A 581-nucleotide genomic window follows, 5' to 3' on the forward strand; every position below is an offset into this window, starting at 1 on the left:
ACCTCATACCCGTCTTTCACCTGCACCCGGTCACCAAAGGCGAGCGGGAAGTCGGAATCTTCCAGACCATCGCTGCTGTAGTAACGCGGCGCGTTGGCCATGTCACTGGCGGTATCCAGCGTGTCACGCAGGATATCCAGCCCACCGGTGTTGGTAGTAACCGAGGAACTCACCAACTTGGTGTTGGCGTAAATGCTGGCGTTGTCGGTGGCGGAGACAGTGACATCGCCGGTGGCCGTGCCATTCTCAGCAGGGCTGGTGAGTCGTGCATCGGCACCGGCGGCCACCAAATTACTGGTCAGCACAAAGCCGGCGGCCGACCCTCCAGCACCATACAGCGCTGAGGCCTGAGACTTCGCAGCATTAGACAGCGTAGCGTTGAGTTGGGCGATGTTGTCTGCACTGATGGTGAGATTGCCGCCTACATCTAATGCGGTGCCCGTAATGCGTGCCACTGCTTCGGCCGGCTCAGCCACACCAAACCCAGTACCCAACAACGCATCAATGCCCTGCGAGAGAATATCCTGGGCCTTGTAGCCGAGTGTATTGAACGAGACCGCCACACCGGCTGCCTCATCACC

1 protein-coding gene is annotated in these 581 nt (G+C 59.4%); it reads right to left on the reverse strand.

Annotated elements, in window-relative coordinates:
* A partial coding sequence (locus GH984_RS10760; protein WP_153720225.1) for a hypothetical protein occupies positions 1–563 on the reverse strand: 563 nt, incomplete at its 3' end.
* Positions 564–581 lie beyond the last annotated feature (18 nt).

This window comes from Spiribacter salilacus, assembly GCF_009649225.1.
In the GTDB taxonomy this organism is placed as follows: Bacteria; Pseudomonadota; Gammaproteobacteria; order Nitrococcales; family Nitrococcaceae; genus Spiribacter; species Spiribacter salilacus.